Genomic DNA, 2,690 nt, shown 5'->3' with positions numbered 1-2,690 from the left:
GGCTACCACCAGTCCTGGCGGCTGAACGTCGACGCCTCGGACTCCTCGTTCACGATCGTCAACAACACCACCGGCAAGTGCATCGACCTCGCCTGGCTCACCCCCGCCCTGCGCCAGCAGACCTGTGCCGGCCAGGCCAGCCAGAAGTGGTTCCTCCAGCCGGTCCCCGGCGCCGAGGACTCGTTCATGATCCGCCACCAGGGCGACAACACCTGTCTCGACCTGCTGCTCGGCGGCAACTACGACGACGCCTGGACCGACCAGTACACCTGCAACGGAACGGTGAACCAGCGCTGGTCCACCGGCTTCCCCGCGGCGGCCAGGAACCTCGCCGTCGACCACGCCGCCAAGCAGTGCCAGAAGGACATCTCCACCTGCTCCTGGGCGCTGAAGAGCGAGGCCCCGGCGGCCCCGCTGCCGAAGGTCTGCGTCTCCTCGGTCTGGTTCAACAACACCTCCGGCACCGTCCAGCAGGCCTTCTCGGTCACCAATATGAGCGGATGGTCCAACAGCATCGGCGCCGACATGGGGACGCAGATCTCCGGCGGCATCCCCGGCGGGGCGCTCACCACCGTGGTCAGCACCGCGCTGCACTACAGCAACGTCTGGCAGGGATCGACCACCGTCAACAACAGCGTCGCGGTGTCCGTCCCGCCCCAGCAGTACGGCTGGGTGACGCTCGCCGAGCTGGCCCGCAAGGTGACCGGCACCTGGACCTTCGACGCCCGCGGCATCCCCTGGACGGCCGAGGACACCCTCACCGTGCCGCTCACCTACGACCCGCAGGCGGGCGCGACGCTCTACATCGCCAACACCAGCCCGACCTTCACCAACTGCTCCTGACCTCCCGGTGACGGGGGCACGGGGGCACGGGGCACGGGGGGTCACCGGGGTACGGGGGGAGGGACCGGGCGGAGCCACCGCCCGGTCCCTCCCCCCGTTCGCCGTCCGGCCCGGGCCGGCAGGTCGGGCAGCTCACGGGCACCTCGGCGGCCGTCACGGCCGCACAGCACCCGTCCGGCCGGAATCATGAGAGCGGCTCCGTCCCGGTGCCAACAGGATCGATCACCGCACTCCCGCCCGATCGGCCACCGGAGCGACACACCGACGGAAGGGACGGCCAGGATGTGGCCCGTCCCGAGATGTGTCGTCGAACTACGTGCCGCACCTGCGGCAAGGCCGGTTGCGCGGGGTGCGGCATGCACGTCGACCAGGTGCTGCTTCGAGGTGCAGTCGCGCAGTCCGGTGACGCGCTGCCGGGCGAGCCGGCGTGCGAACTTGAACCACTGGTTGGCGCAGTCCCGCATGGCAGTCACGGCGTCTCGCGAGGGCCGCAAGCGCCACATCGCCACCGACAACCTGGTCCTGATCGTCACCGCCGCCGGAGCCCAGGACTCCGCCGGGAGGCGAACAGGTCCTGGACGCCCTCGCCGTCCGGTGGCCCACCGTGACCAAGGTGTGGGTGGACGCCGGCTGCAACAACGCCGTGGTCAAGCACGGCGCCGCCCTGTCCATCGACGTCGAGGCGGTCGCCCGCGACAAGGAGCAGAAGGGCTTCGTCGTCCAGCCGATCCGCTGGCGGGTCGAGCAGACCTTCGGGATCACCAGCCCCGACGAAGTCGGGCAATACCTCCGCCCGAAACCGCCTGCAGCTGCCTGAATCAGTATCGAACGCCCTCTTATGGCGTGTCAGCGAACAGGCCGCTCCTGGTAGGGGCTGTGCATGGTGAGGCGGCGGATCTCCAGGTCCTGTTCCAGGTAGTCCATCCGGCGCTCCCAGAAGTCGCGCAGGTGGGGCAGGGCGAGGTGGGCCTCCAGGTCGGCCTCGCTGCGCCAGGCCTCGTAGAAGACGAAGACGCCCGGGGCGTCGCGGTCCTCGTGGAAGTGGTACTCCAGGCAGCCGGGCTCCCGGCGGGTCGGTTCGACGAACGACAGCAGCAGTTGCCGCAGGTCGTCGACGCGCTCGGGCTTGGGGCGGGCGGTGCCGACGAGGGTGAACGGCCGGGCCATGGCGAGTCCCTTCCAAAGGTATGAGAAATTTCGTACCTAGGGCACGCTAGGCGACCCGGGAGGTACGATGCAAGTCGTACCTGGAAGGTGGTGGTGACGATGCCCGACGACGAGGGGCACCCGGACACGGCTGAGATCGAACTCGGCAAAGTCCTGTCCGCGCTCGCCGACCCGCTGCGGCGGCGCGTCGTCCGGGAGCTGGCCCTCGGCCCCGCCGACGGCGCGCGGACGTGCAGTTCCTTCGCGCTGCCCGTCGGCAAGGCAACCGTCACCTACCACTTCCGCACGCTGCGCGAGGCCGGGCTGATCCGCCAGGTCGACCGGGGCAACAGTCGGATGGCCAGCCTCCGGCGCACCGACCTGGAGCAGCGCTTCCCCGGCCTGCTGGCGATCCTGACGGCGGAGGAGCAACCGGAGACGTAGGAAGGACACCGGCCCGGCCCCCCTGGTGGGAGGGCCGGGCGGTGGGAGGGCCGGGCCGGTGTCGCGGGGGGGGTCACGGGGTCACAGAGGTCACGGAGCCGGGCTGAGCTTCTTCCAGGGCCGGCCGCCGTTGGACTCCGCCGTCCCGGGGGCGACGGTGGTGTACCACTGCGCATACCAGTAGAAGCCCTGGTACTTGACGAACGCGGCCGTCGAGGCGGCCGGGTCGCCGGTGAGCAGGTGGGTCTCCCGGGTGG

Annotated in this window: 4 protein-coding genes; 3 read left to right on the top strand and 1 reads right to left on the bottom strand. The window is 70.4% G+C overall.

The window, feature by feature from the left end; all coding sequences use genetic code 11:
• Together VR45_RS28990 and VR45_RS28985 are read left to right on the top strand one after the other, a co-directional pair.
• Positions 1-843, top strand: an 843-nt coding sequence (locus tag VR45_RS28990) for an RICIN domain-containing protein (protein WP_045942819.1), incomplete at its 5' end; no start/stop codon positions are given.
• A 604-nt stretch (positions 844-1,447) separates the two neighbouring features.
• Complete coding sequence (locus VR45_RS28985; protein WP_045942818.1) at positions 1,448-1,660, top strand: hypothetical protein; 213 nt, start codon at positions 1,448-1,450, stop codon at positions 1,658-1,660.
• A gap of 29 nt (positions 1,661-1,689) precedes the next feature.
• Here the strand turns inward: VR45_RS28985 and VR45_RS28980 are convergent, their stop codons facing one another.
• Positions 1,690-2,010, bottom strand: a complete 321-nt coding sequence (locus VR45_RS28980) for a putative quinol monooxygenase (RefSeq protein WP_045942817.1) — start codon at positions 2,008-2,010, stop codon at positions 1,690-1,692.
• A gap of 99 nt (positions 2,011-2,109) precedes the next feature.
• On the opposite strand from VR45_RS28980, the gene VR45_RS28975 reads away from it, so the two are divergent.
• Positions 2,110-2,433, top strand: coding sequence for a helix-turn-helix domain-containing protein (locus tag VR45_RS28975; RefSeq protein ID WP_045942816.1), 324 nt, complete (start codon positions 2,110-2,112; stop codon positions 2,431-2,433).
• Positions 2,434-2,690: the final 257 nt, after the last annotated feature.

It is taken from the genome of Streptomyces sp. NRRL S-495 (genome assembly GCF_000966955.1).
In the GTDB taxonomy this organism is placed as follows: Bacteria; Actinomycetota; Actinomycetes; order Streptomycetales; family Streptomycetaceae; genus Kitasatospora; species Kitasatospora purpeofusca.
The sequence above is the reverse complement of the archived record's forward strand: the minus strand, read 5'-3'. Positions and strand labels throughout refer to the sequence as shown.